The following is a 26,362-nucleotide window of genomic DNA, read 5'->3' as shown; positions in this document are numbered from 1 at the left end:
TGAGGAATGACCGATCAAGAAATGGACAAAATCCTTCGTATCCGTACAGAAGGCACAATTGAGATCTTACAAAGTTCAGCGCATTATAACCGCTATGAAGCGACGCCGTATAGCGTATTGGACGCCTTGTTTGAAATCTATCCTCTACGTTCCACGGATCATCTTGTAGATTTCGGATGCGGCAAAGGAAGGGTCCCTATCTATAGCGCGTATCGCTTTGGAAGCATCGTTACGGGAGTCGACTTGAATGGACGTTTGCTGCAAGAAGCGTTTGTCAATCTCGCGGATTTTCGAGCTTCACAGAAACGATTTCGCGGCTCTATTGAATTTGAACAAACTACTGCAGAGACGTATCCCATTCAAGCTAGACAAAACGTCTTCTACTTTTTCAATCCGTTTTCAGTGGAGGTTTTCCAGACAGTCATTCGCAATGTATTAGATTCTGTTGACCGTTATGAGCGACAGGTAGATATCGTCCTTTATTATCCTACGAATGCCTTCGTGTACTTTTTGGAAGAACAAACTCCTTTTGAACGAATCGAAGAAATACCCATCCCTATACTGTCAATGGACAATGAGGATGAACGTATATTGATTTATCGCTATGAATGAAGAAAAGCCAGCCCGCATAGTGGGCTGGCTTTTTAAGCAGAGACTGTTTGTAGAAGTTTCTCAATTTCCAGCTTCGGCAAAGGGCGGGAGTAAAGAAATCCTTGGACCTCATCACAGCGAAGCGTACTTAGGAATGAGGCCTGCTCATCTGTTTCAACTCCTTCAGCGATAACATCGATGTTCAAGTTTTTTGCAAGTTCAATAATGGTTTTGATAATCGCAGTGTTGCTACTACTGAGATCTTGCAAGAAAATTTGATCGATCTTTAAATGGGTAATCGGAAATTTACTTAAATAACTTAACGATGAATACCCTGTCCCAAAATCATCAATACTGACGTGGATTCCCTCGGTATGCAGTCGCTGCAAAATCTTTTGTGAATAGTCCACATCCGTCGTCATGCTTTCAGTAATCTCAATGTTTAAATAAGAAGGGTCTAATCCAGTCTTTTTTAGCACTCGGAGAACATTGTTGATGAAAGTAGGCTGTTTGAATTGGCGAATCGAAACGTTTACACTCATGCGTATGTTTGGAAATCCCCGTTCTTGCCACTGCTTTGCTTGAGCACATGCAGTTTCCAACACCCATAATCCAATCGGTAGAATTAGGCCGCTTTCTTCAGCAATAGGAATGAATTGTCCCGGGGAGATCAATCCTTTCTGAGAGTGATTCCATCGCGATAACGCTTCAACGCCTGTCAGGGTTCCTGTTTTCATATCGTATTGTGGTTGATAATGGAGTTCTATTTCATTTCGACTGATTGCTTGACGTAAATCCATCTCGAGTAATGTTTTCTCAATCATGTCATTGTTCAATTCTTGAGTGAAGAATCGATGAGTGCTCTTTCCTTGTTCTTTTGCAAGAAATAATGCTGTATCTGCATTGCGAAGGAGAGTGTCATAATCCTCACCATCAAATGGAAAACGACTAATTCCTATGCTTGGAGTGATGTACACTTCAATCGATTTAAATGTATAGGAATTCGAAATCTCTTCGATGATACGCAGCGCCATGTCGTTTACTAAGTCTTTATCAGTTTCTCTAATCATGAGGACGAATTCATCACCAGCGAGACGACAAGCTAAATCATTCGGTCCAAGACAAAGGGAAAGTCGATCGGCAACGGCTTTCAGCACTTCGTCGCCAATGAAATGACCTAGAGAATCGTTTATGTTTTTGAAGCGATCCAAATCTAGATACATGATGGAAAAGTCGTCCGCAGACAATTTGATGGTTTCGTTGACTTGCGACTTAAACAATCTTCGATTCGGGAGGCCAGTCAAGGCGTCATAGAAAGCCATATGTTCAACAAGTTTTTCTGCCTTTTTCCGCTCTGTAATCTCCACACACGTTCCTACAACTTCGATTACAGCACCATCTTCGCGTACAGGAGACAAATAAATGATAAATGAATGGTTTAAGTAATCGAGTTCAAATTGGCAAGGGTTCCCATTTAGGGCTTCATATGCGTAGGGACGTAGTTGTTGGAGTACCTCTTTTCCAAAAGGATTGGAATCGTCTCTAGCATTTATCAACTTGCGCGTTAGCCCTAATTTTTCACAAATTTGCCCTTCCAATAGAGTGATGAAAATCCGTCCATTATCATCAGCTTCATATTTGAAAATTGCATTCTGTAAATTTTTAACGGTCGTCCGAAAATCATTTTTTAGTGCAGTTTCCAGCGCTTGCTCCGCCTCAATCCGTGCAGTGATATCAGTTCGGATGGAGATATATTCATAGGGTTTTCCGCCATCGTTTGAAAAAGGAACGATTGTTGTGTTCATCCAGTAATAGGATCCATCCTTAGCTTTGTTTTTTACTTCACCCCTCCAAACTTCACCCCCTTGAATCGTTTTCCACATGTTTTCGAAAAATTCTTTAGGGTGAAAGTTAGAGTTGATGATTCGGTGTGTCTTTCCTAACAACTCTTCTTCTGCATACTTGGAGAGTTCACAAAATTTAGGGTTTACATACTTGATTACACCCGCAGCATCAGTAACTGCAATGACGGAGGCATGATCCAGTGCAGACTCTAAATTATGTAACACTTTCAATGTTTCATCATATTTTTGGGAAGTCAGGTGTTCTTCCGTAATGTCCGAATCAATGGAAATATAGTGGGTAGTCTCTTGCTCTTCGTTGATGACAGGTACTACTATAGCTCTGACCCAATAAGGAGTTAAGTCCTTTGCAACACCCTTTACGATTAGTTGCTTAATGGGCTCTTCATCATCGTTAAGGTTCATCTCCTCAAATACCATTTGAGGATCATGACTCGGAGACAATACCTCATACGTGTACCCAATCAGCTCTTCTGGATTAAACTGAGTCAGTTCGCAGAAATGTTTGTTGACATACGTAATCTTGCCGTTCGTATCTGTTATGGACACACAGAATTTTTCATCGAGAAGTCTTGTTAGTGAGGGTATATTTTGAGCATCTGTTAACACCATAGTCACGGAATCCTTTCTTGTACTAGGTGAATTTCACTTAGGACGGGTAATGGTTTTTGAATATGAGATATATGTTAATGATTGAGTAAAAGTGCCTAGTACTTATGATACGATTATAGCACTGCACCTTTGGACCTTCTAGCCATTTCGAGATAAACTTATCTGTTACATTGGAATTTACAAATAGTTCTCGTTTTTTAGACACATCTTTAGACAGGTTGCAGTGAATTGGTGGCGAAGGTATCATATAAGATGAACAGATATGCAATGATTATATCGGCTTACATATAACTATTTACACTGAAAGATCAGAAATCATCTAAGACTATAACATTAAGGAGCTGTCGGAAATGGATGGACAGTTGGACAGAATTAGACGGGAATCATTAAAACAGAAAGTGGTATCGGCAGAAGAGGCTGCATCTTGGATTCTGGACGGAATGACACTTGGCTTAAGCGGTTTTACACGTGCAGGTGACGCAAAAGCCATTCCAGAAGCACTCGTAAAGCGAGCTCAAACAGAGACTTTTAAAGTAAATGTATTTACAGGTGCTTCGTTAGGTCATGATATTGATAAACTTTTTACAGAAGCGGGAATTGTGAATAAGAGGCTACCTTTTCAGGCAGATGCTACGATGCGTAAAGGGATTAATAATGGGGATTTGTTATTTGTCGATCATCATTTGTCTAATACATCTGAGCTGATCCGGGGCGGTGTGTTACCTGAAGTAGATATTGCAGTTCTGGAAGCGGTTGCAATTACGGAAGATGGTTCAATTATACCTTCCACTTCAATTGGGAATTCTTTGGTCTTTGCAGAACATGCGAAGTCTATAATAGTAGAAATCAACGTTGCCCATTCTGAAGAGTGGGAGGGTGTACATGATATTTACGATCCAGGTGTGTTAGGGGATCGTGAGCCGATTCCATTGACTCATCCAGATGAGCGGATTGGAACTTATGGAATTCCTGTTGACCCTGATAAGATAATCGGAATTGTGTTAACGAAAGAATATGATTCGTTTTCGACAATCGATGAACCAGACGAAGAGACGGAAGTGATGGCTGGACATTTGCTTCAATTTTTACGATCTGAGATTACTGCAGGCAGGTTGACGAAAGAATTAGCGCCTTTGCAATCAGGAATTGGTTCGCAAGCGAATGCAGTCCTTCATGGTTTGTTAGATTCTGAATTTGAAAATTTAGAGGTCTATTCCGAAGTCCTGCAAGACTCTGTGTTTGAACTCATTGACGCTGGAAAAGTGAAATCTGCATCGTGCACGTCGATTACTGTAACTGAAGAACGTATGGATATTTTAAGAAATAACCTACCTTTTTATAAAGAGAAAATTGTTATGCGTCCTCAAGAAATTTCGAATCACCCGGAACTCATTCGCCGACTCGGAACAATTTCCATTAACACAGCTCTCGAATTTGATATTTATGGGAACGTCAACTCTACACATGTGACTGGAACTAAAATGATGAATGGGATTGGCGGGTCAGGAGATTTTGCACGGAATGCTCGTTTGGCTATTTTTGTGACTAAGTCTCTAGCGAAAAAGGGTGCAATTTCAAGTTGTGTACCATTTGTTTCCCATGTCGATCATACGGAGCACGACGTGGATATTCTAGTCACGGAACAAGGTTATGCAGATTTACGTGGGCTTGCACCAAAAGAGCGTGTGGAACTAATTATTAACCGTTGTGCACATCCTTCGTATCGCAAGGAGCTTTGGGCATACTATGAAGAAGCAGCACTTCGAGGTGGACATACCCCCCATATTCTTGAGAAAGCGTTGAGCTGGCATATTCGTTTATCGGAAACAGGCACAATGCGGAGTTCGAAGGAAGAAGTGGCTAAATCATGAGAATTGCTTTATTCGGTGGAACGGGCCGTGTAGGGACGCTTTTGTTACATAGGTTGCTAGATGGCGGACATCACGTAACTGCCCTAGCACGAAACCCTGAGAAGCTACCTGTTCACCCTAACTTGACTGTGATTCAAGGTGATGCAAAAGAACAACCTGCAATTGCTACGACTATCCTTGGTAGTGAGGCTGTGGTGAGTGCCCTGGGTACAGATAAAACAACTACACTGAGCGAAGCGACTCCTCACATGATTGAGGCTATGAGAAATGAACAGATAAAGAGGATTCTAACGATTGGTACCGCTGGCATTTTGCAAAGCCGGATAGACCCCGAACGACTTCGTTATGAAGCGGGAGATTCCAATCGGAAACTGACAACAGCTGCAGAGGAGCATCATGCTGCGTATCGAGCGCTGTCAGTTTCCGACTTGCACTGGACCATCGTTTGCCCAACCTATTTACCGGATGGAGAAATTACAGGAACCTACCGGACATTGGACAACTGGTTGCCTGTGGATGGAAAACAAATTTCTACCGGAGACACCGCACACTTCGCAGAGAATGAGTTAGTTGCATGCAATCATCTCCGTGTTCGAGTAGGAATCGCATACTAATATTCTTTTAAAAGTCCACACATCCTTTATATATGGGATGCGTGGACTTTTGCCGTTAACTCAATTGCGTTAGAAACATTGTTGCGATACCGAAGTAAATAAGTAAGGATAATATATCATTTAAAGTAGTAATCAGAGGCCCAGAAGCAACGGCCGGATCGACATTGAATCTATTAAGGAGCAGTGGGATTATCGTGCCGGCGATGGTTCCGATAATGAGTGTCGAAAGAAGGGAAACACCGACAACAAAGCCAAGGACCATACTTCCTTGCCAAAAGAATGCGATGATTGCAATGAGCAAGCCGCAGGTGATCCCGATGACAATTCCTACAACAATTTCCCGCATCACTAACTTAAGTGTTTTTTTCCATGACATTTCTTCAGATGCCAATCCACGTACAACCACAGCTAACGACTGCGTACCTGTATTACCTGTCATTCCAGCAATCATAGGCATGAAAAATGCGAGGGCGACAACCGCGTTTAATGTCTCTTCAAACTTCGAAATGATACTGCCAGATACTAGTCCTATGAATAATAGTAAAATCAGCCAGGGCAATCTGCGACGAGCGGCAACTAAGGGTTTTGTATGGAAGTCTATGGACTTACCTGAAGCCAGCAACATTTCAATATCTTCGTCTGCTTCACGGACAACGATGTCAAGCACTTGATCACCAGAGATGGTTCCGACTAATACATGATCACCTGTTGTGACAGGGATAGCATCGAAATCGTATCTTCCAATCAGTTTGGCAACGTCTTCCTGTTTAGTGAGCACATCCACTTGGATGGGCTCTGTCCTCATAATATCAGCTATACGCTGATCATCATCAGCAAGCAATAAATCTCTGAAGGTGACTAGCCCAATCAGTCGCTGGTCTTCATCTACTACGTACAAGTAATTGATAAAGTGAGCTAGGTTTTCGAACGTTTTAAGTTTTTGTTCAGCATCGATAACGGAGAGTTGCGGAGAAATGGATATAAAACGGTTAGTCATGACGCGCCCCGCCGTTTTAGGTGGATAGTCCATAATATGGAGAATGGAGTCCAATTCTTCACGCCGCATTTTAGCAATTAATTCATCAATTTTCCCCTTAGAAAGTCCGGTCAATAAAAAGGCTAAATCGTTATTTTGCATCTTATGTAAAATTTCAGTAGAGCGATCAGGTCCAATCCTTTCTAGTACAGAGAGTTGTTCATCTTTACTAAGATAGCGCAGTAATTCGGTGAGCTCTTGAATAGAAAGCCATTCCAAAAATAATGATTTTCGCTTTTTAGGTAGTTCCTTATACTGGGAAGCAATCTCGTACTTTTCTAATGCATTAATGATTTCATGAAATGTATCTTTCTTTCCTTCGTTAAGAACCCTGATTATGGCTCTCTCCAACTGTACTTTGTCTAAAGTCCCTTTCTTTTTCTCTTTATGTAGCAACGCCAAGTCAATCACCTCATATTTGCTCATGCCATCATTCAGATTTACTAATGCTTATGCCCGTTCTAGGTGAAAAGGAAACAAATTAACTACTATCCAAATAGGCGGTTATTCAAAAAACGGAATAAAAATTCATTTATCAGTCAATTTGTGTTTTAATAGAACAACCTACATTTTCAAAGGAGGATTATCTAACGTGAATAAGTAATCGATTACTAGAACACTATTTCCACTGTATTGGATTTATGAATACAAGCCAAGGGGGGAAAGGAGAGAAACTATGCAATTATGAATTAATATTACAGTTTCATTACGGATTTTGTAATTTTCATGTTTAAATGAATTTTACTAGGGAAAGTGCAATAGAGAGCACAAAAAATAGCCAATAGGCTAACACAAAAGGGGAGTTTCATAGAATGGGAAAATTGAAGATGATGTTATGGATGCTTGCTGTAACGGTTTTGTTACTTGCAGCATGCGGGAAAGAGGACGATGATAAGTCGTCTGGAAGTGCTGGCGATTCTGGGGATGCCGGCTACGACTTAGTTAAAAAAGGGAAGTTTACATTTGCGGCAAGTGGTGTATATAAGCCGTTTAGTTTTGAAGAAGGCGGAGAACTGACAGGTTTTGATATTGAAATCGGAAATGCGCTTGCTGAAAAGATGGACCTGGAACCGAATCCGGTAACAAATCCATTTGAAACAATCTTACAGGGGCTAGTTGGTAAGAAGTTTGATGCTATTATCGGTTCGATGGCATATACGAAAGAACGTGCAAAACAAGCAGACTTCACAGAACCCTACTACTATTCAGGCGGAATGATTTTTGTTGCAAAAGATAATGATGAGGTCAAAGGTCCGGACGATCTTGATGGCAAGAAAATTGGTGTCGTTGCACAGTCCACGTACGAAGCGCCTGCAAAAGAATTATCCGATAACGTCCAGTACTATAGTAGTGACGTAGTAGCGCTTAAAGATTTGACAGTAAAAGGACGTCTAGATGCAGTTATCACTGCGGATATCGTTGGGTATGAAGCAATCGATAATGGTTTTGAAGTGAAGGAAGTCGGAAAACCGATGTGGGTAGAACAACCATCGATTGCTGTGAACAAGGACAATCCTGAATTGACAAAAGCATTGGATGAAGCACTTCAAGCACTTATTGATGATGGAACGTACAAAGAGATTTCAGATAAGTGGTTTGGTCGTGACCTTCTTGACATTGACTTGGAAGGTGTCGAGTTATTAGAATGAATGAACTTCGCGCCTATATAATGGAAAGTTGGTGTGCCGGTGCCTGAGTTATTCGTAACCTTCTATGAAGTATTCATGCAAACTTATAAAGGTTTTTTAGAAGCAGGGCTTTTGACCATTGAAATTACAGCGATCGCAGTAGTTATAGGAACGATTCTTGGGATTATTTTCGCACTAATGAAGATTTCTCACTCAAAAATTTTGCAAACCATCGCAAACTTATATATCACCCTGATTAGAGGAACTCCATTGATTGTACAGATCATGTTCCTCTATTTTGGAATTACTTCAATCATCGTACTAGAAAACTTTTGGGCAGGAGCAATTGCCCTAGGTGTCCATAATGGTGCGTATATTGCGGAAATCTTCCGCGGATCGATTCAAGGAATTGACCGAGGTCAGCGAGAAGCAAGTCTTGCATTAGGGATGAATCGCTCTCAAACAATGAGACGTATTGTATTTCCACAAGCATTGCGACGCGCCATTCCGCCACTAGGTAATCAGTTCATCATTACATTGAAAGACTCTTCGTTAGTCTACGTAATCGGTGTATCTGAGTTGTTCGGTGTTGCCAATCGTGTCGCAGCCTCTAACTTCAAGCAATTTGAAACGTTTCTCGTAGTCGGTCTTTACTATCTTATTCTCGTCCTAATTTTCACTGCGTTACTGAAGTGGTACGAAAACAAATTGGATGTGGATAAATAATGGGGGCAGATACGATGATTAAAGCTGAAAACGTTCATAAATCATTTGGAAAACTTGAAGTTTTAAAAGGAATCGATATGGAAGTTCATCCAGGTGAAGTTGTTGTTCTAGTAGGTGTCAGTGGATCAGGGAAAAGTACATTCCTTAGGTGCTTGAATTTCTTGGAATTGACCAATGAAGGTGTCATTACGATTGACGGAAAACGGGTGAATCAGAAAAAAGACGATCTTTCAAAAGTCAGGGCAGAAGTGGGAATGGTGTTTCAGCATTTCAACTTGTTCCCTCATAAGACGGTGCTTGAAAATGTGATGGAAGCGCCAATCATGGTCAAAAAAGTAGCCAAATCGAAGGCTAAAACAACAGCCCTTGAAATTCTGGGTAAAGTGGGTCTGTCTGATAAGGCAGATGTCTATCCTAATAAGCTATCAGGTGGACAAAAGCAACGTGTTGCGATTGCACGAGCACTTGCAATGGAGCCGAAAGCGTTGCTGTTTGACGAGCCGACGTCTGCACTGGATCCTGAGTTGGTAGGGGAAGTCCTGCAAGTAATGAAAGACTTGGCAGACGAAGGAATGACGATGGTTGTTGTTACCCATGAGATGAAGTTTGCCAAAGAAGTCGCAGATCGCGTCATCATGTTGAACGAAGGGGTCATCATTGAAGACGCAGACCCTGATACATTCTTTAACCACTCTACCAATGAAAGAACTCGACAGTTCTTAGAAATGGTAAATGTCTAGTGACGTAACAACCTCAATCCCGACTTTACGGGATTGAGGTTGTTTCATCGTTTGGGTGTATAGTTCAGTTCCTTGAACAGGTCTTTTCGCTCCGAGTCTGTTAAATCACGCCACTGTCCGACAGGCAGATTTCCAAGCGTCAGGTTCATAATACGCATTCTGCGTAAGCTGACGACGTTATAGCCGAGTGCCGTACACATACGACGGATTTGGCGGTTCAACCCTTGTGTTAACGTAATGTTAAACTTTCGGGAGCCTAGCTTTCGAACTTTACAAGGCTTAGTTACTGTATCGAGAATGGGTACTCCTTGTTCCATCTCACGTATGAATTGATCTGTAATCGGACGATCCACTGTTACAATGTACTCTTTTTCGTGACCGTGTTCTTCACGCAAGATTTCATTCACAATGTCGCCATCATTCGTGAGGAGTAGCAAGCCGTCCGAATCTTTATCTAACCGACCAATGTGAAAGATTCGCAAAGGGTGATTCACAAAATCGACGACATTTCCATGGACATGACGTTCCGTTGTACTTGTGATTCCAACAGGTTTGTTCAACATCAGATAGACGAGTTGTTCTTCAACTGATACAGGTTTACCATCTACTTCCACGAGATCACCAGCTTCGACCTTACTGCCAAGTTCAGCGGTTTTCCCGTTAATGACGACACGTCCTGCTTCTATCCATTTGTCAGCACCACGCCGTGAAGTAATTCCTGCTTCACTTAGAAATTTGTTAATACGCATGAGGTCCCACCTTGTCTGATTACCGTTTTTCTTATTGTAGCTCCTTTTCAGCTGCCAATCAAAGCTTCTAAAATAAAATATAGTTTTCAGAAAATATAATGATTGACATGAGGAATGATTGGTTGTAAGATTGGATACAACTTTCAGATGGGTAGTTGGTGTCGGGAGCGACACCGCCCACGGAGAGCAGAGATGAGACGAGAAGAGCATAGCTGAGAAATCATTGAAATAAGAAGAGTAGCATCACATAAGACAGATTTAGAGAGTCGGTGGCTGGTGAGAATCGACCTGTCTTGTGATGTGAATGGACTTATGAGAGCCTATTGAAAAAACTTCTACAGGTTTTTTCAAGGACGCCATTCCCGCGTTATGGGAAGTGCTAATTAACGCACACGAAGTGGGGATACATCTGTATTCCAATTGAGGTGGCAACGCGGATTTTTCCGTCCTCTGCAACTGGACTTAACTGTCTGGATGCAGGGGACTTTTTGTCGTCTTAAAAACATACTAGAGATGGGAGAGAGTCAGATGACAATCGAGAAAATGGGATTACGAGTAACCGCTAAACGGTTTAGTGGAGATACCTTAACACCAACTTTACTTTTTCAAAGAATACAAGGCACACATAAATTCTTGTTGGAAAGTTCTTCAGGGCCAACACAAAATGGCCGGTATTCCTTCATAGGCGCCAATCCTTTGAAAGCGTACAAAGAACATCGGGGCGGTGTAGAAGAAACCAATTACATGGATGGTTCTTCGTTTGTTCATGAAGGAGAGTTGTTCACACTACTGAAGCGGCTTATGCCGAGGGTGACCGACGATAGTGAATTCCCGTTTACTGGGGGGGCTGTCGGTTATTTTGGATATGACGCAGGCAGAACAAAGAAGTATGGTTCAAACCCGGATTTTCCGAATGCAACCTTTAATATTTACGACACGATCGTCATATATGATCACCAGATAGAGGAAGTCACATTGTTGCATACAGAAATTCACCCCACCCATCAAGCACCAGATTTGGATCAACTAGTTGCAACACTTGTAGCAGGTGTTGCAGATGTTGAAACAGACGTGAAGGTATCTGATTATCGAAGCGATGTATCCCAACAAGAATTTGAAGCGCATGTCCAACAAGTAATCGACGACATACAGCAAGGAAACTCAGAGCAAGTCGTCCTATCTCGTAAATTAGTAGCCGATATTGAAGGAAATCCTTTCCAGCTGTATCGACTATTACGTGAACGGAATCCATCACCTTATATGTATTATATGGAATTCGATGATCACCTTGTTATTGGTGCATCCCCTGAAAGTCTAGTGCGCGTCCAAGAGGTCCACGTCCAAACGAATCCGATTGCAGGTACGCGTAAACGGGGGCTGAATCGGGCAGAAGATGTGAAGCTAGAAGAATCGCTGCGAGCAGATCCAAAAGAGTTATCGGAACATGACATGCTAGTTGAACTGAGTCAACGTGAAATGAAACTGTTCTGTGATCCTGAAAGTGTTGAAGTAACGTCATATCAAGAAACGGTTAGATATGAACACGTGATGCACCTTGTATCAGAAGTGGCTGGCAAGCTTGCGCCGGGATTGCATGCGTTGGATGCACTGGAAACGAGTTTGCCAGCAGGAACAGTCACTGGCAGTCCAAAGCCAGTAGCGATGGCGATGATTGATAAACTGGAGCCGCAGCCTAGGGGAATCTACGGCGGAGCAATCGGATACATTGGTTTGAACGGTAATATCGATTTTGCCCTGACAATCCGAACAATGGTCGTGAAAGATGGTGTTGTAAGTGTCCAGTCAGGTGCTGGAATTGTTGAAGCATCAACTCCGCATGCAGAATTCATGGAAACCGTCAATAAAGCAAAATCACTGACAAGTCTAATGCAGAAAAAACATTAGAATCGTAAGGAAACAAAAGAGACCAGAACAGTAGAGAAGAGGAGAGAATAGTTATGAAGAGCTACATACAAGCCGTTCAAGCAAATCAGAATTTAACGTTTCAGGAGATGGAGGGTGCGGCAGGTCTGTTGTTTAATGATGGGACAGATGAAAAGGAGATTGCCACTTTTCTTAAATCACTCGCACAAAAGGGAGAAACCGCAGATGAAGTAGCGGCATTAGCATCTGTAATAGCAGTCAATGCAATTCGTCCAGAATTTCCTGAAGGACCTTATATTGATAATTGCGGAACAGGAGGAGACGGTTCAAACAGTTTCAATATCAGTACTGTGTCAGCGTTCGTCATGGCAGCATCCGGAATACGTGTTGCGAAACACGGGAACCGAAAGATTTCGAGTGCTGCTGGAAGTCATGATGTACTCGAAGAGCTGGGAATACGAAATGACCTTACAGTAGGAGAAACGACTGCCATGATGGAGCAGTGTGGCATTGCATTCCTGTTCGCGCCGAACGTGCATCCTAAGATGAAACGGATTGGAGCGATCCGTAAACAAATTGGCAGTCCGACCATCTTTAACCTAATCGGTCCATTAACAAACCCCATTCCGCTTCGTGCACAATATACGGGCATTAATCGTAAGGAATTCGTTATGGAGTATGCCTCTGTATTAAATATGCTGGGCAGAAAGCGGGCTGTCGTTGTGGCGGGTGCAGGAGGTCCTGACGAAGCAACGCTTGCAGGGAGAAATACACTCGTCCTTGCAGATCGCGGCGACCTGATTCCGTTTACATTAACAGCCGAAGATGTCGGGCTACAACCAGCTAGTTTAGAAGCAATACGAGGAGGCGATGCAACGCATAATGCTGAGATAATTCGCTCAATTATGGAAGGGCAGCGTGGGCCGCAGTTCGATACGGTAGCCCTCAACGCAGGCATTGGGTTATTTACAGAAGGAATCGTTAGAACCGTTCAAGAAGGAGTTCGACTCGCAGAAGATAGCATACTTACAGGGAGGGCGAAGCGGAAATTAGAAGAAGTGATTGCCTTTTGTGAACAGTGTTCCAATAAGGTGGTGACGTCATGACCATTCTAGATGATATTTTGCGAGAGAAAGAAAAAGAAGTATCCTTAATGTTAGCAGAACCGACTGTCAGGGCCACTCAAGCAAGCGTAGCGCGCCCTTTGTTACGTGAATCCATTAGGAAATCGAATCAGCTACAAGTCATCGCGGAAATAAAACGAGCATCGCCATCGAAAGGGATGATTCAAGAAACTGTAAACCCTGTACAACAAGCTCTGATATATGAGCAAGCAGGCGCTGCGTGTGTTTCTGTATTGACAGATACGACATTTTTTAATGGTACATTTGAGGATTTAAAGGCAGTGGCTGAGGCGATTCGTATCCCTGTGCTATGTAAAGATTTCATCATTCATCCTGTTCAAATCGAACGTGCACTAGCAGCTGGTGCCTCCGTTATTTTGCTTATTGTTGCGGCCTTACCTGACGCAGATTTGAAAGCTTTGCAAGTCTATGCAACCGCGCTTGGATTGGAAGTGTTGGTCGAAGTCCATGATGCAGATGAGTTAAACCGTGCATTAGAAGCAGGTGCACAGCTGATTGGAGTGAACAACCGGGATTTACGGACGTTTCAGGTCGATTTGGCAAAGACCGAAGAAGTAGCTATGGTTTTCCCATTTGAATCAGGCCGGGTTCTTATTAGTGAAAGTGGAATCGGTGGGACAGCTGATGCACATCGTGTGTCTAAAGTGGGTGCAGGAGCTGTATTGGTCGGTGAAACCCTTATGAGAAGTGAGTCACCCGATCAAACAATTCGCTCCATACAAGTGGATCTTGAGGTGAGTGGACAATGACAAAGGTGAAAATATGCGGACTCATCGAAGCACAACATGTGAGAGCGGCAGTGGATGCAGGCGCTGATGCTATTGGCTTTGTTTTCGCTCCGTCGCGCAGACAAGTGTCTGTAGACCAGGCTGCAGAACTGGCAAAACACATCCCACAATCCGTGCTGAAAGTAGGCGTGTTTGTCAATGCTGAAAAGTTTGAGATTCAAACAATCTACGAAGCAGTACCATTAGACATTGTGCAATATCATGGAGATGAAACCCCGGAATTTATCGAAAAAGTTGGTTTGCCTGCTTTTAAGGCATTTTCAATTAAGGATTCGGACGATGTCCAGAGAGCGTCCGCCTTTAACGTAACGCCATTATTTGACGCACCTGGCGTTGAATTTAAAGGGGGGAGTGGAAAAACTTTTAACTGGGACATCTTGAGTGAAGCGGGATTCCAAGAGCGTCCATTCATTTTAGCGGGAGGCTTGAATGCTGAAAATATAGGTGAAGCGATTCGTCGAGTAAACCCGGTAATGGTGGATATTTCGAGTGGTGTTGAGATTGAGAAGAGAAAAGATGAGCAGCTGATCCGCGAATTCATCGAAACGGTTAAGCTGAAAAGAGAGGAGAGATGAGCATGATTCAGACAGTAGAGGGTAAAGGAAGGTATGGAAGATTTGGTGGACAGTACGTGCCTGAGACATTGATGGGTGCGTTGTCTGAACTGGAGGAAGCACATAATTCTGCACGAGCAGACTCTGAGTTTATAGAACAACTGAATGGTTATTTGAAAGATTTCGTGGGAAGAGAAAATCCACTATATTTTGCTGAACGTCTTACAGAAGCTGCAGGCGGTGCGAAAATTTACTTGAAGCGTGAAGACTTGAACCATACAGGTGCACATAAAATTAACAACGCACTCGGCCAAGCATTACTAGCAAAGCGAATGGGAAAACGTAAAATAGTGGCGGAGACAGGAGCAGGTCAGCACGGAGTTGCAACCGCTACAGCGTGTGCATTGCTCGGCTTGGAATGTGTAGTCTTCATGGGTAAAGAAGATATCCGTCGTCAGGAATTGAATGTATTTCGTATGGAGTTGCTCGGTGCGAGAGTCGAATCGGTCGACAAAGGGGCTGGTACGCTGAAAGATGCAGTTAATGAGGCATTGCGATACTGGGTTGCACATGTAGAAGACACACATTATATTCTCGGTTCTGCACTTGGCCCCCATCCGTTTCCTAAAATTGTCCGGGATTTTCAGCAAGTGATTGGCCATGAAACGAAGCGTCAGATTGTAGAGAAAGAAGGGCGACTTCCTGATGCAGTTGTTGCCTGTATCGGAGGTGGGAGTAATGCAATCGGGATGTTTCATCCATTTGTAGAAGATGAGAACGTCGCTTTGTATGGTGTAGAAGCAGCAGGCGGAGGGGTTTCGACTGGAAAGCACGCAGCTGCCATTGCTGAAGCGAAAGAAGGTGTGTTGCATGGGGCTTATATGTATGTGCTACAAGATGAGGACGGATTCATCCAAGAAGCGCATTCAATTTCTGCAGGGCTCGATTACCCTGCGGTCGGTCCAGAACATTGTCATCTCCATGATATCGGTCGGGTGCACTATACGTCCGCAACAGATGCAGAAGCGCTTGAAGGCGTACAGTTGCTTGCTCAAAAAGAGGGGATCATTCCTGCACTCGAAAGTGCGCACGCGATTCACTTTGCTTTCGATTTAGCACAAGAGATGCAGGCTGATGAAATTCTCGTTGTTTGTCTGTCAGGTAGAGGAGATAAAGACGTGCAGACGGTGCGGGATGCGTTAGGAGGTGGCGTTCAATGAGAGATTTTTCATTGACGGCTTCCATCCTTAAACGGAATGAAGAAGGTCAGTCGGTGTTCATCCCTTACATGATGGCGGGGGACGGCGGATTGGATGTACTACACGAACGCATTTCTTTCCTTGAAGAAGCAGGAGCCGATGCGATTGAAATTGGCATCCCTTTTTCTGATCCAGTTGCAGATGGAGAAGTGATTCAGGAAGCTGGAAGCCGGGCGCTAAAAAATGGCGTTACGTTACGGAAAGTGATGAGTGAATTACAAGCACAGTTGCATTCGATTCCTCTGATGATCATGACGTATTTAAATCCGGTTCTAGCATATGGGGTAGTAGAATTTGTTGAGGACTGTGAACTAGCGGGTGTTAAAGGATTAATCATACCGGATCTGCCGCATGAGGAACGTACTTTACTATCAAATGCACTCATTGGTAAGGATATTGCACTCGTGCCCTTGGTTTCGTTGACGAGTTCGCCAGAGCGTATTGAAAAAATTGCACGGAATGCAGAAGGTTTTGTCTATGCGGTGACGGTGAATGGGATTACAGGTGTTAGGAGCAGCTTTGGTTCCGATTTGATGGATCATTTAACGGACTTGAAGCGGGTAGCGAAAGTACCTGTGCTTGCTGGTTTTGGAATCTCCACACAAGAGCAAGTTCGTCATTTCAGTTCAATTGCGGATGGTGTGATTGTTGGTAGCGCAATCGTTACGGCATTTCATGAAGAAAATCTTGAGAAAATACAATCCCTCATAAAAGCGGGTCGAACAACAGTTAGCCAGTGACATACCCCAGTTACCAAGTACATGTATTTAGTTAATTGTGCATGAACTTGAAACTTTTTCCTCTAAAAAACGTACAAATGATGAAGGGAGGTTTGCGGGATGGATTGGGAAACCGTTGAATCAGAAATGGAATGGACACATAAGAAAGTGACATCTTTAGCAGGTTGGTCTGTGGAGGAAAAAACAGTTCTCACGATTGCAGTGTACTATGTGCTCTCGCAGAAAGATTTTAATTCAGAAAGTTTTTTACGCACGATGGATGCGTTAAAAAATCGGAGTGGATGGTTTTCACCAGTCAAAGGTGATTTTTTACCAATGCTCACTTCTTTTTTGGACAGTTCTACACTTTCAGCGGACGACGCAGTTAAGCTATTGTTCACGAAGCAACAGACGATTCGAAAGACGGGATTCAAAAATTCCGTGCATTCCTATTTAGCTGCTTTGCTGATGACATCTGATCCCGCAACCTTCAAAGCCGAAGCAAAACAAGCGAAGCGATTATATGATGCTATGAAAAAACAGCATTTTCTACTAACTTCAGATGAGGATTATTCCTATGCGATGCTGTTAGGTAAAGCAAATAATGATCCAGTTGAACAAGCGTCACTTATGCGCCGTTATTTTGACGAATTGAACAAGATTGGGTTTAAGTCAGGAAATGAGCTCCAATGGCTAACCCAAGTGTTAACCATGGATTGTTGTTCATATAAAAAAGAAAGAGTGATTCGTGCAGAGCAATTGTTGTCCCATATTCGTAAGCGTGTCAATTTAAAACCGATGCATTACCCAGTCATAGGATTCTTAGCTATTCTTGGATGTGAGGACAACCTAGTTGAAGAGCTGATTGGCTTCTCGAACTTTATCGCAAAAGGAGAGTTGTTTAAGTGGCATAAAACATTGGCATTTTCATTTGCTTCAGGATATTTTTTACAGCAAGTGATAGAAAATAATGAAGTCCTCGGTTTATCAGAAGAATTGAATGTTCTTATCCAGCAAGCCATTATGTCTGAAACAATCGCAACGATTGCCTCCACAACCACATCAGCACTCTCATGAGTTTTTACATATCTAACAAACCCAGTAGCTTAATTTACTGGGTTTTTTGTTTTTGATATATGTGGAAATCAGTCTCATACTTCACACGATACATTGTGTGATAGACTTAAGGAAATAGCAGAAATTGTGAGGAGGAAGCCTGTTGAAATTAGCACCTAAACGGTTGAAGGTCGGAGATACGATTGGGATCGTTGCACCAGCAAGTCCGCCCAATCAGGAAAGTTTAACGCGTTCGTTTGCATTTTTAGAAAGCTTGGGATTGAAATGGAAACTAGGAAAACATGTGAAAGACGTCAATGGATATCTTGCAGGAACAGATGACGACCGTCTAGCGGATTTAGAAGAGATGTTTGCTGATCCGGAAATTACGGGGATTATTTGTGCAGGTGGAGGCTATGGATCTGCGCGTTATGCAGAGCGACTGGATTACCAGCTCATTCAAGAAAATCCTAAAGTGTTTTGGGGGTTTAGCGACATCACCTTCCTTCACACAGCTATCTCAAACTATACGGACCTTGTAACGTTTCACGGGCCGATGCTTGCCTCGTGTGTAGGAAAAGAGACGTTTCACGAGCTATCCGCAAAAATGTTCCGGCAGCTTTTTGAACCGATGGAATTGCATTACTCTGAAGCAATTAGTCCGTTGGAAACACTTTCTTCTGGAATTGCATCTGGTGAGCTGACAGGTGGGAACTTGTCGTTACTTGCTAGCGGAATTGGAACGAAGTTTGAGATAAATACAAAAGGAAAACTACTCCTTATTGAAGATGTGGGAGAAGAACCGTACCGTCTCGATAACTTGTTAAACCAGCTACGACTTGCTGGGAAGTTTTCGGATGCATCGGGTATCGTCATTGGAGACTTTGCAAAAGCGGAACCGAAAAAGGAAATTTCTTTAACGCTTGAAGAAGTATTACGCCATTATACAGCGGATCTTGGGAAGCCGGTTGTGAGTGGTTTTAAGATTGGACATTGCGAGCCGCATTTTGCAGTTCCGCTCGGCTCGAACGCCCGACTGGACGCGCATCAGAAAACATTGACGATTTTACCGGGCGTCGAGTGAGTAATAGAGCAAACTTGAAAGGGGATCGATAAGAATGGAGCAGCTGAAGTCAATGTATTCATGTGCAGTACCGGTCGCGACAATCTGGACATCGCCTGATTCTAATAGAGAACTAGATGAAGCAGGAATAGCGAATCCGCTAAGTATGAACAGATGGATCGCAGCGATGACGTTAGAAGAACGTTTTGCGTTGTGTCAAGAGAAGCGGATTCAAAGTCAGCTCGTTTACGGAGAACCCGTGATTGTGGAGTTTGTCCAAAACGGCTGGGCAAGCATCATCGCGGTTTGGCAGCGTACTAACAAAGATGATCGTGGATATCCTGGATGGGTTCCGCTCGCGCAACTGAAGGAGTCGCAACCATTGAACGATCCTGAAGGAGTTGTAAGGGTTGATGTACCAAAGTGTCAGCTATGGCATTTGGATGGTACTCCGGCCCAATTAGTTATCCCCTTCAATGCGATATTACCAATGATTAAGGAAGACGGAGAATGGGTTTTCGTTGAGACGCCTGATGGTGACCGACTTGTGCGAAAGCAAGACGTTTGTGTGGCCGCGTCTGTTCATCATTTTAAAAAACACACTGCAGCATCAGCGGCAGAACGGGCTGTGGAGTTTCTCGATTTGCCGTATTTCTGGGGTGGGATGTCTTCGTATGGGTATGATTGTTCTGGGTTGACATATAACATGTTTAAAGCTTGCGGGCTGTTCATCTCAAGGGATGCGAGTGATCAGGCGGGTGAAGGGGAAGAAATTCCACTGGATGATCCGAAAGTGTGGAAGCGAGGAGACCTATTATTTTTTGCAGATGAACAATCGGGTCATGTGGACCATGTTGGATTTTACTATGGAGAGGGACAGATGATTCACGCGACATCGAGCAAAAAGGGTGCAATAGAATTATGTGTTCTTTCGGAAACATCCTATGCTAATCGACTATGTGCGGTTCGACGATATAGTGAAGAAGCAGGAATCCTGTGAGGTACGCTGCATACGTGTATAATAAGTGCGTACTAACCGACAGCGGTCCAGGAAAGGAAGATAGTAATGATCGAATCACGAAAAATGAGCGAATCGAGAACCATTCAGACAAAGCTGGTACTTCCTCCAGACGCCAATCATATGGAAACGATTTTTGGTGGTAAAGTCCTTGCGTATATAGATGAAATTGCAGCAATTACTGCCATGAAGCACGCACAAATGCCAGTCGTAACAGCGTCCATCGACTCTGTGGACTTTTTGTCATCTGCAGTCGTTGGAGATGTATTAGAGCTAGAAGCAAATATCACATCAACGGGTCGTACGTCAATGGAAGTATTCGTTATGGTGCATTCCTCTAACTTATTGACGAACGAACGCAAGCTTACAACAGAATCATTCTTGACGATGGTGGCAATCGGTCCTGATAATCGTCCAACACCTGTGCCAAGCGTGATTCCAGAGAGCGAAGGCGAAAAACGATTGTTTGAGACTGCTCCAGCACGACAGCTTCACCGGAAACAACGAATTCAAATGACACACTAATGAGAGCGGCCGCTTTTTTCCAGCGGTCGTTTTTTAGTGTATTTATATAGAACCCCCATCAACAATGAAACCTTCTTCCATAAGAATCCGTATATACAGAAAAAGGGGGATTTTGACAATGAAAGAAACCATGCAAGAGCGTCAAATGGCGCTTACCCTATTAAAAAACGAATCGAACCGGATCAGCAGAAGACTGACGGATGCTGAACAGCGAATGCGAAAGGCGACTACAGAAAGGGATCGACTGGAACAGCAGCTGACAAAAGAGCAGCGGGATGTCATGAGACTTGGCAAGTTTTCGTTTTTAAACAAACTTAAAGAACTAACGGGATCATTGGACCAGCAAATGGAAAAGGAAATTGCAGAGGCTGCAGCAGCAGAAGTGTCTTTTAATGAGGCTCAAAAGCATGTAGATGACTTGACAAAGGAAGTGGCTTTGTTGAAAGAAGCATCCCTAAACCCAGATTATTTGCATCTTCAAGAAGATTGGGAAGAATTCTTGCAAGAGAAGGAATTGTGGATTCGCCAGAATGACTCAGCATCCCAAGCGACTTTACAAAAAATTGCGGATGACAGAGTCCGGGTGCGTGCAATGATCCGCGAGGTAAAAGAAGCACGTGATGCTGGCGAAAAAGCAGTACGTGCACTCGATAAAGCAATCGATAAGCTGAACAATGCAGAAGGCCTGTCGATGTGGGATACATTTCTTGGTGGTGGACTACTCGTCTCCGCATTAAAGTACTCAGAAGTGAATAGTTCTGATGACCTCGTGCATCAAGCGCAGCGAGCATTACGTCATTATGAAACGGAACTATCGGACGTCCAAGAAGCCGCGACTGCGTCTTTCCAAGTGAATAAAAACGATATCTTCACTTTTACAGATCTGTTTTTTGATAATATCTTTTCGGATTTTGCAGTCCACTCACGCATTACAGAAGGAAAAAGCAAGTTGAATGAGGTGCTCCAAGACGTTCGACATATCCAAGCGCAACTGAACCGGAAGTTGGAAGAGGCAGAGGGTGAACTCGATTCCCTTGATGCGGAGGAGAAGAGTATTCTGTTGTCCTGAAAGCAGATGGAATAGTAAAAATGTTTACACGTATTCCAGGAATTCAATACGATTGCCAAAAGGATCGTGGGTGAAAAAGCGGGAACGACCTGCAATTGGTGGTTCTTCACTGATTGGACATGAGGCATCTTCCAACTGACGTTTTAGCACAGTAAGGTTATCTACAGTAAAACCCGGATGTGCTTTTTTCGCTGGAACGAAATTAGGTTGAATGCCAATATGAACTTCTTGTGCGCCGCATTGAAACCAACATCCACCCCGAGCTTTTAAATTTTCCGGTTTCTCAATTTCCTGCATACCTAGCAGCTTTCCATAAAATGCACGTGCTTTTTCTTCTGAACCTGGAGGTGCTGCAATTTGAATATGGTCGATTCCTTTGAAAAAGTGTTTCATCGTTATCACATCTCCTTTCATTTACTATACCGTTCTATATCGGGGTTGAATAGTTGGATTATTCTATGACTTATATTTGGTTTATCTAATGACTGAGCTTATAGATAAAAAAACCACTTCAAGTAAGAAGTGGTTGGAGAAATTATTTATGATTTTTGTATGATAGCGCTACTCCTGCAACACTTCCAACTAGAACAAATGCAAACAGTGCAAACATAATATAAATGAACCACATGAAGAAGCCCCTCCTTTACCATGTCATGCCATTACTGTACCATGCTGTATGGTTTCCGGCAATGACATTTTACCTAGGAAAATGGGGGATTCCTGTTTCATATTACTTAGTGGAATCATCTGGTGGTAAATGCTTGTCAACAGTTGCTGATTGCTGAGTCTGTAGTAAATCACGAATTTCTTTCAGCAGTTCCTCTTTTGCATCGATGGATGGTGTTTCGGCAGGTTGTTCGACTTCCTTCTTCTTAAACTTCGCAAGTAATCGAATAACCATGAAGATTGAAAAGGCAATGATTAGGAAGTCGATAATGGATTGGATGAATACACCATATGTAATGATTGTTTTTGTTCCTGGGACAGGATATGCCTTATTCGATAAATCAATGCCACCAGAAATTAATCCGATTAGAGGAGTAATAATATTTTCAACAAGCGATGTAACAATCTTTCCGAACGCAGCACCAATGACGACTGCAATAGCTAAGTCAAAGATATTCCCTTTGAACGCAAATTCTTTAAAGTCTTTCCACATAATAGATACACCCTTCTCTATTAAAAATTATATCTCACGTTCATTTATTCCTCATCACCATCACAACCAAACCATCTATAGAGTGCTAAATCGATGGTACCATTAGCGAGAAAATGAACACCTTCGGACTCCAATAGCTGGCGCTGTCGAATCCCTTTTCCTTCTGAATTAGCCGGAGTAGAAATCCCGCCTTTTGCATTGATAATCCGATGCCATGGAAGGTTATGACTTGCACTCATCGAGTGGAGCACGCGAACAACTTGGCGCGCACCCCGGCGATTTCCTGCAACTGCTGCTACTTGTCCATACGTCATGACGTAGCCTGGTGGAATGGATTGAATGGCACGTATCGTTTTCTCAGTGAATGGATTCACGGCTTGTCCTCCTTGTTTTCAGATGATTAGCGAATGGATAAGCGGGATTTCGATTGTGTTTTAATCAAATAGACACTTGTTGCAATCAGTAACCAAAATGTACTTGCTGAAATGCCACCTATGACGTCGCTTGGGTAATGGACTCCGAGATATATGCGGCTAATACAAATCATTGAAATCATGAAAATGGCACTGATAACGTACAGAATACGACCTGGCATTCTTGCATTTCTCCAAAGAATAAATGCAAGAATGATATATAAGCTTGTAGCCATCATCGTATGTCCACTAGGAAACGAATAACCGCTAATTTCAATTAACCGATTAAGGTCTGGACGTGCGCGTTGGAAGAATAGCTTCAGCACCAAGTTCAGAGTAGCGGTACCCCCAATCACAATAAGAAACAGGATTGTTTGTGCTTTTTGTCGAAAGTAGAGTAATAAACCCATAGTAATAGCGGAGATAGCTATTACGACCTTTGTTGAGCCAATTGTAGTAAATACTTTCATCACTTTAGTTAGCCAAGGGGCTTCTGCACCTTGAACGAAATGAATAATTGTTGTATCAAATTGAACAATGCTTCCATTTCCAATGGATGAAGCGACGTATCCAAAAACCACAGCAAGAACGAAACAGGAAACGAGGGCCGTTATCAATCGACCCGATAATTCACGCATGGATTTCAAACCTTTCTATACCTTATATGCTCTCACCAATTTTCACTAAGCTGATTATGAATTGCAAGCAATATAGTTAAACTTCTAGAAATGGAGTACTGGAATGATTTTTTTACTAACATTGATGTCTTATCTACTAGGGAATTTTCTACCGGCATTGCAAATCGGAAAACGTTCAGGGAAAACCGTTTTAGCTGAGGGGAGCGGAAATCCAGGAGCAAGAAATACAGGGAGGGTATTCGGTAAAAAAGCATTCTTGCTCGTCTTCTTACTTGATGCGGGGAAAGGGGCATTAGCTGTATTTATAGCATTTTGGATTGATGGTCGCCCTGTTATTGAATTACTGGCGTTAGCGGCTGCTATGCTGGGTCATTGTTATCCTATTGCTCATCGTTTTAAAGGAGGCAAAGGAGCTGCAACGTTCATTGGTGGATTGCTGGTCTTTAATCCGATATGGCTTCTCGTCATTTTGTTAGGTTTTACTGTTTTGTATCCGGCAATCAAGAAATTTACAGCATCCAGCGTGCTCGCTACGATAACAATTGTCCCGTGTAGCATTTGGATATACGACGCGAAGGTAACGCTGATCACATTACTCGTAGTTGGTCTGTTGCTATGGACCCATCGAGCTAATCTTCAACTATCAATAGGAAGGAATAAAACAAGATGACCTACTTTTACAGATTGGCAAGGACCAAACAGGATGAAGAACAAATTCTTAAGATGAATTATGAAACGTTCGTTGAAGAAATTCCTCAACATATTCCAAATGAAAATAGACGATTAAAGGATCAGTTTCATAACTCGAATACATATATACTATGCATGAAAGACTCTAAAGTTATTGGAATGCTTGCAGTACGCTCAATCCGTCCATTCTCCCTTGACAAGAAGATTGGTCCCATCGAGGAAAAACTTCCGAATCCTCCTAGATATCCGGTGGAAATTAGACTGCTGTCCATAGAAGCCCGCTATCGAACGGGGCGTCCTTTCCTGGGGATGTTGCAAGCATTGGTAAATTGGTGTTTGAAAGCAGGGTATGATGCAGCCGTCATTTCGGGTACTGTTCGAGAGTTGAAGTTGTATCGACAACTTGGATTTGAGCCATTTGCGGAGCCCACCGGAACGGCAGAGGCAACTTTTATTCCTATGATACTTACTCAGGAAACGTACGAAACGAGTGTCGCTGGAAGGATTGCAAAGCCGATACTGAACTTTTTACCAGGACCCACTACGACATCAGAAACTGTACAAAAAGCGTTAGGTACGGATTCGATTTCTCACCGTTCGCCGGCATACTCTCGCTTATTACTGGCAGTCCAGGAACAGCTGAAAGTATTAACAGCAGCAAGCCACGTCCAAGTTTTACAAGGGACTGGCACGCTTGCTAATGACGTGGTTGCCGCGCAGCTCCAGCGGATTCCTGGAAAGGGGCTTATTCTCAACAACGGGGAATTCGGTGCTCGGCTGTGTGATCATGCCTCCCGATTCGGTTTGCAATTCGATTCTATGGAAAGAGCTTGGGGGGATTTGTTCGATATGGAAGAAATCGAAGCAGAATTAGATTCTAATAGGTATAGCTGGATATGGTTTGTTCACTGTGAGACGTCAACCGGTGTACTGAATGATTTAGAAACTATTCGTGATTTGTGCTTAGCACGTAGCGTTCGCATTGCAGCTGACTGTGCAAGTTCACTGGGGACAGTACCAATCAACTTGGAGGGAATCGACTTTGCGTCATCCGTAAGTGGAAAGGGTCTCGGTAGCTTTTCAGGATTAGCACTCGTATTTCACGAACAAAACATACAACCCGACCCGGGAATACCACGCTACCTGGACCTTGGTAATTATACCGTTTCAGAAGGGATACCTTATACACAATCCTCAAACCTTCTTTATGCGCTTGAGAAAGCTGTTCTCGCTCTAACGTGTGATCCGGAAAACCATTTTGTTACCATTCGCAAACGTTCCGAAACGCTCCGAACATCTATTGAAGGGATGGGTTACCAAGTCCTAGGGCAAGGTATGTCTGCCAGCCCAGGAATTTTAACGCTCATCTTAAATGAGGAAGAGTCTGCACATCAGTTAGGAGAAGACTTGTTTTTAAATGGCTATAGAACGCACTATGAAAGTAAGTACTTGCGAGAACGAAATTGGCTCCAACTGGCTACGATGAATGAAATGAGTGACGATGAAATCAATCGATTTTTAACAGTATTGAAGTGTTTGACGTCGTTTAATCGGGAACAATCAAGGGAATTTAGCATATATAACTAAAAGGAGAGGATCTACATGCAAGAACTTCATTCAACTGAAGAATGGATTGGGTTAGTAGAACAGTCCAGTAATGAGCCTGTACTGATCGTCAAGCATAGTACGACGTGCCCAATAAGTGCGGCAGGCTATCAGGAGTTTAAAAACTTTGAGACCGAGATTCCAAAATACTGTGTAATCGTTCAAACAAGTAAAGAGGTCTCACGTCAAATAGCTGAGGATACAGGTGTGAAGCACGAGTCCCCGCAAGCAATTCTTATAAAGAACGGGAAGGCCGTTTGGTCTGCATCGCATTATAATATCCAGCAATCGTCTTTGGAAAATGCAGTCCATGCAAATAGTTAAAACGAACAGGCACTCGCAGCTAGC

Annotated in this window: 27 protein-coding genes and 1 other annotated feature; of the genes, 20 read left to right on the top strand and 7 right to left on the bottom strand. The window is 43.0% G+C overall.

Annotated features, from left to right (window positions below; genetic code table 11):
* Positions 1-6 precede the first annotated feature (6 nt).
* Positions 7-612, top strand: coding sequence for an SAM-dependent methyltransferase (locus M3197_RS10355; RefSeq protein ID WP_251661304.1), 606 nt, complete (start codon positions 7-9; stop codon positions 610-612).
* A 32-nt stretch (positions 613-644) separates the two neighbouring features.
* On the opposite strand, the gene M3197_RS10350 is transcribed toward M3197_RS10355, so the two are convergent.
* A complete protein-coding gene (locus M3197_RS10350) occupies positions 645-3,065 on the bottom strand; it encodes a sensor domain-containing protein (protein WP_251661302.1) in 2,421 nt (806 codons plus the stop codon).
* A 350-nt stretch (positions 3,066-3,415) separates the two neighbouring features.
* Here M3197_RS10350 and scpC point away from each other — a divergent pair, with 350 nt between their 5' ends.
* On the top strand, positions 3,416-4,936 hold the full coding sequence (gene scpC, locus M3197_RS10345; protein WP_251661300.1) for a succinyl-CoA:acetate CoA-transferase ScpC: 1,521 nt from the start codon (positions 3,416-3,418) through the stop codon (positions 4,934-4,936).
* Positions 4,933-5,550 (top strand): NAD(P)-dependent oxidoreductase, encoded by a 618-nt coding sequence (locus tag M3197_RS10340; protein ID WP_251661298.1) that lies wholly within the window; start codon positions 4,933-4,935, stop codon positions 5,548-5,550. Before scpC ends, M3197_RS10340 begins: the two co-directional genes overlap by 4 nt.
* Before the next feature lie 55 nt (positions 5,551-5,605).
* Here M3197_RS10340 and mgtE read toward each other — a convergent pair whose 3' ends face one another.
* Positions 5,606-7,012 carry a magnesium transporter gene (gene mgtE / locus M3197_RS10335; protein ID WP_251661296.1) on the bottom strand — a complete coding sequence of 469 codons (1,407 nt, stop codon included), beginning with the start codon at positions 7,010-7,012 and terminating at the stop codon, positions 5,606-5,608.
* A gap of 386 nt (positions 7,013-7,398) precedes the next feature.
* Between mgtE and M3197_RS10330 the strand changes: the two genes are divergently transcribed.
* Genes M3197_RS10330 through M3197_RS10320 form a run of 3 tightly spaced genes read left to right on the top strand, consistent with a single transcriptional unit; the run spans position 7,399 to position 9,680 of the window.
* A complete protein-coding gene (locus M3197_RS10330; RefSeq protein ID WP_251661294.1) occupies positions 7,399-8,235 on the top strand; it encodes a transporter substrate-binding domain-containing protein in 837 nt (278 codons plus the stop codon).
* A gap of 39 nt (positions 8,236-8,274) precedes the next feature.
* The gene (locus M3197_RS10325; protein ID WP_025782897.1) at positions 8,275-8,940 is read left to right on the top strand and encodes an amino acid ABC transporter permease; all 666 of its coding nucleotides are present in this window, start codon (positions 8,275-8,277) and stop codon (positions 8,938-8,940) included.
* Between the two features lie 14 nt (positions 8,941-8,954).
* Entirely contained in the window at positions 8,955-9,680 is a 726-nt protein-coding gene (locus M3197_RS10320) for an amino acid ABC transporter ATP-binding protein (RefSeq protein WP_251661292.1), read from the top strand.
* Positions 9,681-9,724: 44 nt separating this feature from the next.
* Here the strand turns inward: M3197_RS10320 and rluF are convergent, their stop codons facing one another.
* A complete protein-coding gene (gene rluF / locus M3197_RS10315; protein ID WP_251661290.1) occupies positions 9,725-10,429 on the bottom strand; it encodes a 23S rRNA pseudouridine(2604) synthase RluF in 705 nt (234 codons plus the stop codon).
* Between the two features lie 214 nt (positions 10,430-10,643).
* Positions 10,644-10,883: a binding site (T-box leader), on the top strand.
* A 74-nt stretch (positions 10,884-10,957) separates the two neighbouring features.
* Here rluF and M3197_RS10310 point away from each other — a divergent pair.
* The 11 genes from M3197_RS10310 (at position 10,958) to M3197_RS10260 (ending at position 21,509) form a co-directional block, all read left to right on the top strand.
* Positions 10,958-12,334 carry an anthranilate synthase component I family protein gene (locus tag M3197_RS10310; RefSeq protein ID WP_251661288.1) on the top strand — a complete coding sequence of 459 codons (1,377 nt, stop codon included), beginning with the start codon at positions 10,958-10,960 and terminating at the stop codon, positions 12,332-12,334.
* Positions 12,335-12,387: 53 nt separating this feature from the next.
* Positions 12,388-13,419: an anthranilate phosphoribosyltransferase gene (gene trpD / locus M3197_RS10305; RefSeq protein WP_251661286.1), complete on the top strand. Its 1,032-nt coding sequence runs from the start codon at positions 12,388-12,390 to the stop codon at positions 13,417-13,419.
* On the top strand, positions 13,416-14,207 hold the full coding sequence (gene trpC, locus M3197_RS10300; protein WP_251661284.1) for an indole-3-glycerol phosphate synthase TrpC: 792 nt from the start codon (positions 13,416-13,418) through the stop codon (positions 14,205-14,207). The genes trpD and trpC overlap by 4 nt, the downstream gene beginning before the upstream one ends.
* On the top strand, positions 14,204-14,821 hold the full coding sequence (locus M3197_RS10295; RefSeq protein ID WP_251661282.1) for a phosphoribosylanthranilate isomerase: 618 nt from the start codon (positions 14,204-14,206) through the stop codon (positions 14,819-14,821). The genes trpC and M3197_RS10295 overlap by 4 nt, the downstream gene beginning before the upstream one ends.
* A gap of 2 nt (positions 14,822-14,823) precedes the next feature.
* On the top strand, positions 14,824-16,020 hold the full coding sequence (trpB, locus tag M3197_RS10290) for a tryptophan synthase subunit beta (RefSeq protein ID WP_432813994.1): 1,197 nt from the start codon (positions 14,824-14,826) through the stop codon (positions 16,018-16,020).
* Positions 16,017-16,799, top strand: coding sequence for a tryptophan synthase subunit alpha (gene trpA, locus M3197_RS10285; RefSeq protein WP_251661278.1), 783 nt, complete (start codon positions 16,017-16,019; stop codon positions 16,797-16,799). The genes trpB and trpA overlap by 4 nt, the downstream gene beginning before the upstream one ends.
* A gap of 99 nt (positions 16,800-16,898) precedes the next feature.
* Positions 16,899-17,855, top strand: coding sequence for a DUF4003 family protein (locus tag M3197_RS10280; protein ID WP_251661276.1), 957 nt, complete (start codon positions 16,899-16,901; stop codon positions 17,853-17,855).
* A gap of 142 nt (positions 17,856-17,997) precedes the next feature.
* Entirely contained in the window at positions 17,998-18,918 is a 921-nt protein-coding gene (locus tag M3197_RS10275) for a S66 peptidase family protein (RefSeq protein WP_251661274.1), read from the top strand.
* A 34-nt stretch (positions 18,919-18,952) separates the two neighbouring features.
* Positions 18,953-19,897 carry a C40 family peptidase gene (locus tag M3197_RS10270; RefSeq protein ID WP_251661272.1) on the top strand — a complete coding sequence of 315 codons (945 nt, stop codon included), beginning with the start codon at positions 18,953-18,955 and terminating at the stop codon, positions 19,895-19,897.
* Between the two features lie 66 nt (positions 19,898-19,963).
* Positions 19,964-20,440, top strand: a complete 477-nt coding sequence (locus tag M3197_RS10265) for an acyl-CoA thioesterase (protein WP_251661270.1) — start codon at positions 19,964-19,966, stop codon at positions 20,438-20,440.
* A gap of 118 nt (positions 20,441-20,558) precedes the next feature.
* Positions 20,559-21,509, top strand: a complete 951-nt coding sequence (locus tag M3197_RS10260) for a hypothetical protein (RefSeq protein WP_251661268.1) — start codon at positions 20,559-20,561, stop codon at positions 21,507-21,509.
* 24 nt (positions 21,510-21,533) lie between these two features.
* Here M3197_RS10260 and M3197_RS10255 read toward each other — a convergent pair whose 3' ends face one another.
* The 4 genes from M3197_RS10255 to M3197_RS10240 all read right to left on the bottom strand — a co-directional run bounded on the left by M3197_RS10255 (position 21,534) and on the right by M3197_RS10240 (position 23,719).
* A complete protein-coding gene (locus M3197_RS10255; RefSeq protein WP_251661266.1) occupies positions 21,534-21,902 on the bottom strand; it encodes a VOC family protein in 369 nt (122 codons plus the stop codon).
* 337 nt (positions 21,903-22,239) lie between these two features.
* Entirely contained in the window at positions 22,240-22,668 is a 429-nt protein-coding gene (gene mscL / locus M3197_RS10250) for a large conductance mechanosensitive channel protein MscL (RefSeq protein ID WP_251661264.1), read from the bottom strand.
* A gap of 44 nt (positions 22,669-22,712) precedes the next feature.
* A complete protein-coding gene (locus M3197_RS10245) occupies positions 22,713-23,042 on the bottom strand; it encodes an MGMT family protein (RefSeq protein WP_251661262.1) in 330 nt (109 codons plus the stop codon).
* A 26-nt stretch (positions 23,043-23,068) separates the two neighbouring features.
* A complete protein-coding gene (locus M3197_RS10240) occupies positions 23,069-23,719 on the bottom strand; it encodes a phosphatase PAP2 family protein (RefSeq protein WP_251661260.1) in 651 nt (216 codons plus the stop codon).
* A gap of 103 nt (positions 23,720-23,822) precedes the next feature.
* On the opposite strand from M3197_RS10240, the gene M3197_RS10235 reads away from it, so the two are divergent.
* From M3197_RS10235 to ytxJ, 3 genes are read left to right on the top strand one after another with little or no spacing between them, the layout of a single operon-like run.
* A complete protein-coding gene (locus M3197_RS10235) occupies positions 23,823-24,389 on the top strand; it encodes a glycerol-3-phosphate acyltransferase (RefSeq protein ID WP_251661258.1) in 567 nt (188 codons plus the stop codon).
* Positions 24,386-25,996: an aminotransferase class V-fold PLP-dependent enzyme gene (locus tag M3197_RS10230; RefSeq protein ID WP_251661256.1), complete on the top strand. Its 1,611-nt coding sequence runs from the start codon at positions 24,386-24,388 to the stop codon at positions 25,994-25,996. The genes M3197_RS10235 and M3197_RS10230 overlap by 4 nt, the downstream gene beginning before the upstream one ends.
* Positions 25,997-26,011: 15 nt before the next feature.
* On the top strand, positions 26,012-26,338 hold the full coding sequence (ytxJ, locus tag M3197_RS10225; protein ID WP_251661254.1) for a bacillithiol system redox-active protein YtxJ: 327 nt from the start codon (positions 26,012-26,014) through the stop codon (positions 26,336-26,338).
* Positions 26,339-26,362 lie beyond the last annotated feature (24 nt).

The organism is Sporosarcina aquimarina (assembly GCF_023715615.1).
GTDB classification, from domain to species: domain Bacteria; phylum Bacillota; class Bacilli; order Bacillales_A; family Planococcaceae; genus Sporosarcina; species Sporosarcina aquimarina_A.
Note: the sequence above shows the minus strand (reverse complement) of the source record. Positions and strands in the feature narration are given on the sequence as shown.

Bases quoted from the DNA above. Each gene is read 5' to 3' on its own strand.
- M3197_RS10270 (WP_251661272.1), top strand. From the start codon at position 18,953: ATGGAGCAGCTGAAGTCAATGTATTCATGTGCAGTACCGGTCGCGACA.
- M3197_RS10240 (WP_251661260.1), bottom strand. From the start codon at position 23,719: ATGCGTGAATTATCGGGTCGATTGATAACGGCCCTCGTTTCCTGTTTC.
- M3197_RS10355 (WP_251661304.1), top strand. From the start codon at position 7: ATGACCGATCAAGAAATGGACAAAATCCTTCGTATCCGTACAGAAGGC.
- ytxJ (WP_251661254.1), top strand. From the start codon at position 26,012: ATGCAAGAACTTCATTCAACTGAAGAATGGATTGGGTTAGTAGAACAG.
- mgtE (WP_251661296.1), bottom strand. From the start codon at position 7,012: ATGAGCAAATATGAGGTGATTGACTTGGCGTTGCTACATAAAGAGAAA.
- M3197_RS10320 (WP_251661292.1), top strand. From the start codon at position 8,955: ATGATTAAAGCTGAAAACGTTCATAAATCATTTGGAAAACTTGAAGTT.
- M3197_RS10295 (WP_251661282.1), top strand. From the start codon at position 14,204: ATGACAAAGGTGAAAATATGCGGACTCATCGAAGCACAACATGTGAGA.
- M3197_RS10235 (WP_251661258.1), top strand. From the start codon at position 23,823: ATGATTTTTTTACTAACATTGATGTCTTATCTACTAGGGAATTTTCTA.
- trpC (WP_251661284.1), top strand. From the start codon at position 13,416: ATGACCATTCTAGATGATATTTTGCGAGAGAAAGAAAAAGAAGTATCC.
- M3197_RS10280 (WP_251661276.1), top strand. From the start codon at position 16,899: ATGGATTGGGAAACCGTTGAATCAGAAATGGAATGGACACATAAGAAA.
- M3197_RS10340 (WP_251661298.1), top strand. From the start codon at position 4,933: ATGAGAATTGCTTTATTCGGTGGAACGGGCCGTGTAGGGACGCTTTTG.
- M3197_RS10330 (WP_251661294.1), top strand. From the start codon at position 7,399: ATGGGAAAATTGAAGATGATGTTATGGATGCTTGCTGTAACGGTTTTG.
- trpB (WP_432813994.1), top strand. From the start codon at position 14,824: ATGATTCAGACAGTAGAGGGTAAAGGAAGGTATGGAAGATTTGGTGGA.
- scpC (WP_251661300.1), top strand. From the start codon at position 3,416: ATGGATGGACAGTTGGACAGAATTAGACGGGAATCATTAAAACAGAAA.
- M3197_RS10260 (WP_251661268.1), top strand. From the start codon at position 20,559: ATGAAAGAAACCATGCAAGAGCGTCAAATGGCGCTTACCCTATTAAAA.
- trpD (WP_251661286.1), top strand. From the start codon at position 12,388: ATGAAGAGCTACATACAAGCCGTTCAAGCAAATCAGAATTTAACGTTT.
- M3197_RS10265 (WP_251661270.1), top strand. From the start codon at position 19,964: ATGATCGAATCACGAAAAATGAGCGAATCGAGAACCATTCAGACAAAG.
- M3197_RS10350 (WP_251661302.1), bottom strand. From the start codon at position 3,065: ATGGTGTTAACAGATGCTCAAAATATACCCTCACTAACAAGACTTCTC.
- M3197_RS10310 (WP_251661288.1), top strand. From the start codon at position 10,958: ATGACAATCGAGAAAATGGGATTACGAGTAACCGCTAAACGGTTTAGT.
- M3197_RS10230 (WP_251661256.1), top strand. From the start codon at position 24,386: ATGACCTACTTTTACAGATTGGCAAGGACCAAACAGGATGAAGAACAA.
- M3197_RS10255 (WP_251661266.1), bottom strand. From the start codon at position 21,902: ATGAAACACTTTTTCAAAGGAATCGACCATATTCAAATTGCAGCACCT.
- mscL (WP_251661264.1), bottom strand. From the start codon at position 22,668: ATGTGGAAAGACTTTAAAGAATTTGCGTTCAAAGGGAATATCTTTGAC.
- trpA (WP_251661278.1), top strand. From the start codon at position 16,017: ATGAGAGATTTTTCATTGACGGCTTCCATCCTTAAACGGAATGAAGAA.
- rluF (WP_251661290.1), bottom strand. From the start codon at position 10,429: ATGCGTATTAACAAATTTCTAAGTGAAGCAGGAATTACTTCACGGCGT.